General features: G+C 37.8%; 8 protein-coding genes. All 8 read right to left on the reverse strand.

The genetic code is table 11. The annotated features are described in order from the left end of the window. Positions 1-72: 72 nt before the first annotated feature. The 8 genes from I8752_RS21040 to I8752_RS21075 all read right to left on the reverse strand — a co-directional run bounded on the left by I8752_RS21040 (position 73) and on the right by I8752_RS21075 (position 5,526). On the reverse strand, positions 73-444 hold the full coding sequence (locus tag I8752_RS21040; RefSeq protein ID WP_214434236.1) for a hypothetical protein: 372 nt from the start codon (positions 442-444) through the stop codon (positions 73-75). A gap of 87 nt (positions 445-531) precedes the next feature. Then, the gene (locus tag I8752_RS21045; protein ID WP_214434237.1) at positions 532-939 is read right to left on the reverse strand and encodes a hypothetical protein; all 408 of its coding nucleotides are present in this window, start codon (positions 937-939) and stop codon (positions 532-534) included. Positions 940-985: 46 nt separating this feature from the next. After that, complete coding sequence (locus I8752_RS21050; RefSeq protein ID WP_214434238.1) at positions 986-3,379, reverse strand: hypothetical protein; 2,394 nt, start codon at positions 3,377-3,379, stop codon at positions 986-988. Continuing rightward, a complete protein-coding gene (locus I8752_RS21055) occupies positions 3,376-3,699 on the reverse strand; it encodes a hypothetical protein (protein WP_214434239.1) in 324 nt (107 codons plus the stop codon). The genes I8752_RS21050 and I8752_RS21055 overlap by 4 nt, the downstream gene beginning before the upstream one ends. Then, positions 3,692-4,213 carry a hypothetical protein gene (locus I8752_RS21060; protein ID WP_214434240.1) on the reverse strand — a complete coding sequence of 174 codons (522 nt, stop codon included), beginning with the start codon at positions 4,211-4,213 and terminating at the stop codon, positions 3,692-3,694. Before I8752_RS21060 ends, I8752_RS21055 begins: the two co-directional genes overlap by 8 nt. Then, positions 4,213-4,848 carry a discoidin domain-containing protein gene (locus I8752_RS21065; protein ID WP_214434241.1) on the reverse strand — a complete coding sequence of 212 codons (636 nt, stop codon included), beginning with the start codon at positions 4,846-4,848 and terminating at the stop codon, positions 4,213-4,215. Before I8752_RS21065 ends, I8752_RS21060 begins: the two co-directional genes overlap by 1 nt. Further along, positions 4,835-5,200 carry a hypothetical protein gene (locus tag I8752_RS21070; protein WP_214434242.1) on the reverse strand — a complete coding sequence of 122 codons (366 nt, stop codon included), beginning with the start codon at positions 5,198-5,200 and terminating at the stop codon, positions 4,835-4,837. The genes I8752_RS21065 and I8752_RS21070 overlap by 14 nt, the downstream gene beginning before the upstream one ends. Continuing rightward, positions 5,200-5,526 (reverse strand): hypothetical protein, encoded by a 327-nt coding sequence (locus I8752_RS21075; RefSeq protein WP_214434243.1) that lies wholly within the window; start codon positions 5,524-5,526, stop codon positions 5,200-5,202. The genes I8752_RS21070 and I8752_RS21075 overlap by 1 nt, the downstream gene beginning before the upstream one ends. Between the last annotated feature and the right edge of the window lie 309 nt (positions 5,527-5,835).

Genomic DNA, 5,835 nt, shown 5'->3' on the forward strand with positions numbered 1-5,835 from the left:
AGTAGCCTATCTAAAGCTTTTTGAGACATTTAAATTACTCCTGTATGTTTGTAGTGTTCCCGATGAAATTCACTAAATTTCTTCAATCTTGACTTTCTTAGGTGGGGGAGGTTCTTCTCCGTAGTGAGAACGAGCTATAAAGCCATCTTTTGTGAGATAACTTTGTAAATCTTTGATTTCATGAGAAAACCGATAGGAACGATGATGTATTAAACGGTAGAGGTCATTAATGAAATACTCAATCATTTCTTTTTTGCCCTGATACCTAGCGTCAGACACTTTAATATCAGTGCGTAAATTTCTCAATTCTTCTGTTAGCTGGTCTTTGACATCGTCAATCGATTTTTCAATGTCAGCTTTAGTTTTAGCTATATGAAAGATAATTCCAACAAGAGCAGATACAGACAAAATTACATCTAAACTATCTTTTAAATTAGTCGGCATTTCATGTAGGGGACATAAGCAGCGCTCGTCCAGTGTTAGTAAAAAGTAAAATATTTCCAAATAGCCCAACTTAAAAAGCATTTACTCTCAGTTGTTGAGTAATTGGTCTAACTTAAAGTTAATATTGGCAAACTCCTGAGATAGCAAGATTTCCTCTGAAGTGTCATCTACTCCCGTGTACTCCCAAACGTTCACTGATGCACGAGGGAACCATCTCGGTACTTTGATGCTGACAGCATAAGATGTAGAAATCTTCTGAAAAATAATCAGATTTATTTGGTCTAACAATAGCGGACGACCTCTAACAGTCGTCGCATCATGAACGCCACCAATTACAAGCCCAGTACTAATTTTTTGATTGATGTATCCGGCAAATCTCCACACTGAATCAGCCGGAACGTCAGTCTCTACACTAACTGCAAGAATGAATTTATCCAGTACAAAAGGTACTACTATCTCAGGAATAGGATTAATTAAATACTTCCCATTCTGCATTGGAACTTGAACGGCAACAATATTAGTAGAAAATATACTTTGCCAGTTAAGCTGCTTCTTGGTCTGTTTTAACTTTGGCTGCTTCGCCTACGTCTATTCCGTTTTTAGTGTCGGGTTCTTGCTTAACTGCTTTCACTAATTCTGTGGTTGAATTATTTAACTCAGTTACAGCATTAACGGTATCAACCGGAATTTGAGCAACCATCGCAACAGTATTCGCTCCTTCCTGTAGTTGCTGTAATTTAGTCACCCATTTATTATCAAAACTTGGTTGGGGATTCATCCAAGAGTAAGCTTTCTCACCAACAACACCCCATATTCTCAGGGCATTTCCTATCCTGCCTGTGTAGCTACCAATAACTTCTAGAGCATTGGTAATTACAGAATTTACATTCATTAACTGATTCAAGACATTGGTTGTAGCTTGATAGATTCTATTAGCCATTTGCCATGCTTGTTTCAATTCAATATAATTATCTGCCCCAACAATGGCTTTAATGAGGTTTTCTATACTGCTGCTGATCAAGCCGCCTAAATCAAAATTATTGCCTTCAGAATCTTTCAATCCAAACAATTGCAACACGTTATTAATTGCACCTAGCAATGTTTGACCAATATCATTTGATAGCATCAGTGCATTATGTATAGTGGCTGCAAAAATCATCATGTTTAACAGTCGGTCAAGATGCAACCACTTGCTAAAACGCTCTAGCTTACCACTTATGCCGCCGGGAACTTGATCGCCTAACCTCTCAAGTATCGTTGCTTGTCCTTGTAGCAATGCAGCATTTGCACCAGCATTAACTCCTCCAAGAATGGTGTTCGCAGCGTTCCCCACACTGTTATTTGTATTGTTGTTGATATTACCAACAACATCATCCATCATTCGTCTACTACACCCTCCCGTTTGGGTTGTGCGACAAAACCCAGTAGCAGCTGCATTCGCTATACCATCTGGCGTAGGGATATTAGGATTAATTAACCCTGCTGTTCGTCCGGGAATCAAAGGAATTCCAGCAAGCATAGGGATAATTTGGTCTAGTTTTCGGTTGCCTTCCTGGTTCATTCTGTCTTGTTCTTTTAGTCCAGCTTCTATCTTCTTTAAGTCTGCTTTTTGTGTATCTACATCCGATTTCAACTTAGATAAATCACTTTTTATAGGAGTTAAATCTGGGACAGAAACACTTCCTTTATTTTTCGCTTCTTGTAATGCGTAATTCGCAGTAGTCTGTGCGTTTGCTGCTGTAGTGCCTACATTACTTATTGCTTGCCCTAGTGTTGATATTTGAGTATTTAATTGTCGATTATCAACAATTATTTCTTTCCCTATATCGCTGGTAGAGAAACTGGCGTAAGTAACCTGTGCTGTACCAATAACAGCAGGTGTAATAGTAACCCCTCCTGTGTCACTGACAGTAATACTAGCTGGAGTAATAGTTGCAGGTGTAACCGTAATACCCCATTTCTTGAGCGATTGATTAATAGGTGTAGTGCTAACGTCTACTATCTTTTTAGTAGTATCTTGCACCGTTTTAATTGCACTGGTAATACTAGCTGGTAAAGCTTTAGTGACTTTAGAAGCTGTATCTAAAACTTTCGCTTGCGCTGATAAGGTATCCTCAGCTTTCTTTAATCTATCATTTGCACTTTTTGTTTGAGATGTTGCCTCTTTCGCTACCTTTTGCGCTTCTGTCAGTGATTTTTGAATATCTCCAATTGTCTTAGTTACTTCACTTTGAAAATTAGTGTTAATTCCCTTGAGTACTGTCGTTACTTGAGTATTAAGCTTGAGAAAGTTAGTGTTAGTATCATCAATTCTCTTGTCTAGCTTCACCCTGCCTTGACGCACTTCATAAAGAGCGTTGTTCGCGTTTTCACGAATTGGGACTAATTGATTCTCTAAACCATATAATCTATCTCTCGTTCGCTGGTCTTGGAGATTGAAATCATCTACCCTTTTTTGAAGACTACGAATATCAAGTACATTTCTCTGGTATCTATCAAAAGCTTTCTGAATTTCAGAACGGGTGTAATTATCATTTTCAAATCCCATATCCTGAACTTGAATATCATAAATAACTTTCTCCGCTATAACTGCTACTAAACCAACAAGTATGGCTACTTGTGCAAGTTGTGCCCCTCCTTTAATTCCCTTGCTAGGTAAGTCTTTACCTGGTGATTTTTTAAGCAAATTCTCTAAAGTCTGCCGTGCTTCATCAACAGCTTTCTTGTTTTTCAGAATAACTTGGTCGGTTTTAGTAAAAGTACCTTTAAGGTAAGCGTTTCTTTTGAGTACGCTTGTCAGCCCATTAGCTATACCTGGGATTCGTCTGATTTCCCTAAGTCTGGCTGTAAAACCACGGCTAAACTTTGCAGTTTCCAAATAAAAATCCATCCCTGCCTTGGTAGTAATAGGGACTCCAGGTGCTGGTAAACTCATTGTTTAAATATCCCAGTAACTAAGCTAGTAACAAAATCGAGTGATTCAAAAACTTCTTTGAAGGTGATTTTTAGTTTGCTAAACACATCCTCAAGAGAAGTACAATAACTTTCAAGCCTTGCTATTCTTTGGGTGATAGAGGTCAAATCTACCTTGCCATCCTTGCCCAGTTCTATACTTCCACCCTTCTCAAGTTTCGCTATTCTATCCTTTAATTTATTAATCTCTTTCTTGTTCTCTTCACAGCATTGATTTTGTTTATTAATTGCTACTTCCAATCTTTTAATAGCTGATGCTAAATCACTACAAGTATCAGCCATGTTGTTTAACCTTACTAGTTAAGTTATTGATTTTCTCTTTTGTCTCACCGCAAGGAAGACAACAGTAACCAGGATATTTATTCTGTTTACACTTGCAATAGCCTTCCGGACAATCACCACAAGCCACTTTGTATCTAATTGGGCAATCACCCTCAATGGTAAAAATTACTTTCTCGTTATGAGTAACATTTAACTTACATTTACTTGCAAGAGGTACAGCTTGTAAACTTCCAGGGAGAAAGCAAGAGTAAAATACTTGCTCTGTCCCATTAAATATCTTGATTGCTGTTTGTCCTTGTTCGCAGTAATCCAAAAAACTAGTGCTGTATGATGTTCCTGTTGCTGTGCGGGTTCCTGGTAAATTTGGGTCAGTATATGTATAGGTAAATCCGCTCGTAGATGCTTGCTCTGTTACAACATCAATCGGTGAGACATTTGACTCGTATTTCTGTTCTTGCCCAGTGCCAAACTTAAATAAAACCTTTGGTTTATCTGAAGGATTGCAATAAGACATTACTGCAATACTCCATATAATTCGATTTCACCAATAGTAAAGTAAATCTCACCAGGGCAAGTAAATCTGATGTACCTGTAAGCTACCGACTGGTCAGCAATAGCATTACCTACCCATTGATTCACATTTGCTGAGAAGCTTTTATCATCCAATTGAGTGAAGCTTGCACCGTCATCACTACCAGAAATGATTAACCTTGGAGGAATATAATAGCTACTGTCGTAGCGCGCTCTGTAAGTCCAGTAATTCAATTTGACTTTTTTATCGATTAAATCAAATTGCACCCACGAATTATTGTTATACGTGGTGTGGAAGTTACCTTGCTCTCTATCAACTATTGTCGTTAATGGAATAGCTGGGTTATTTACTCCAATAGCTGAGATAACTAACTTATTTATGTCTACAGGGTTACTCCAAGTAGTGCCACCATTTAACCCCAAATAGTAAAAAATGCCTTTGTTATCTCCAAAGGATTGAAAGGTGAAAGTGTTATTGTTACTAGAAGCATTTGCACCTAAGTAAGATTTTAGGGTAGATAATTTGACTTTTCTAGTTGTTTGGGTAACAGCATCCCATACTAGTAGTAAGCAATCATCGGTGAGAGTAGATAATTCCGGAAAATTATTCAAGTTCATAAACTGCAAAATTTTCTGCTACTAAGGTGTTAGTCAGGTAATAGTTACCTAATCTTTCTTTGATGTATGAAGAATTCCATTGAAAGACTCGCATCAATTCAACCCAATCACCTTGGTAGTAGGTGATTGGGTTGTTATTCTCGTCAGTTATCGTGTTGCCGTTTTCGTCGGTTAACACTCCCTCAAAGTTTTCTAAAGCTTTGAGGAGTAGAGCTACAACGAGAGATTCAGCAGTATTGTTTGAGGATGGTGTCAACCCAGGTAAATCTGATTTCGGAATTACTAAATACTGACTATCCTGGGTTGCCCCTGCTCCAAAAATTTGGGTAAGAGTTAGGGGTAATAAAGGCATTAATAATTGTCCGGGTCAATTGCTAGGTTGCCTGCTGGTCTATCGAGTTCAATAGTTATGGTGTCCCTGATGTAAACTGTGTCATTCCTAGAGGTAAAGCTGGGAGTTGTGGTAGTTTCAATACTTAAACTCTGGTCGATGTTTGCATCCCTGTTGTCTGAGGTCAAAGCTGTTTGTGCTTTTAGCAATATTCCAGTCAGCAAACTCTCAGGAGTATTACTACTACTAGCGGTTAATCCTGGTAAATTTGCTTTGAGAATTGTCAAGCTAGTTCCATCCTGAGTTGTGCCAGTACCAAAAACATCGGTTAGTGTCGGTTCCGCCATAAAAAAATAATTCGGATTTGTTGAAGTTAATAAATCCGTTTTATGCGGTAATCAAAAATCAGTAAATGTTCTACTTTTATGTAGAAGTGGTATATCCTCTGATGGCGTGTAACCATTGCCAACAATAGGATTGAGCAAATATTTACTATTAGTGAATATCTACAAAATTCCGTTTTTACCTAATTAAGAGGTAAAAACGGAACATCTAAAGTTCAATTTCTTATATGGCTAAAAATAACAGAAAAGGAAAAGCAGCTGTCATTAGTGATAGTGACTTTGTAAAAATTCGCAAGCAAGTTAAAACTGATA

Source organism: Dendronalium phyllosphericum CENA369 (assembly GCF_016056275.1).
Classification (GTDB): Bacteria; Cyanobacteriota; Cyanobacteriia; order Cyanobacteriales; family Nostocaceae; genus Dendronalium; species Dendronalium phyllosphericum.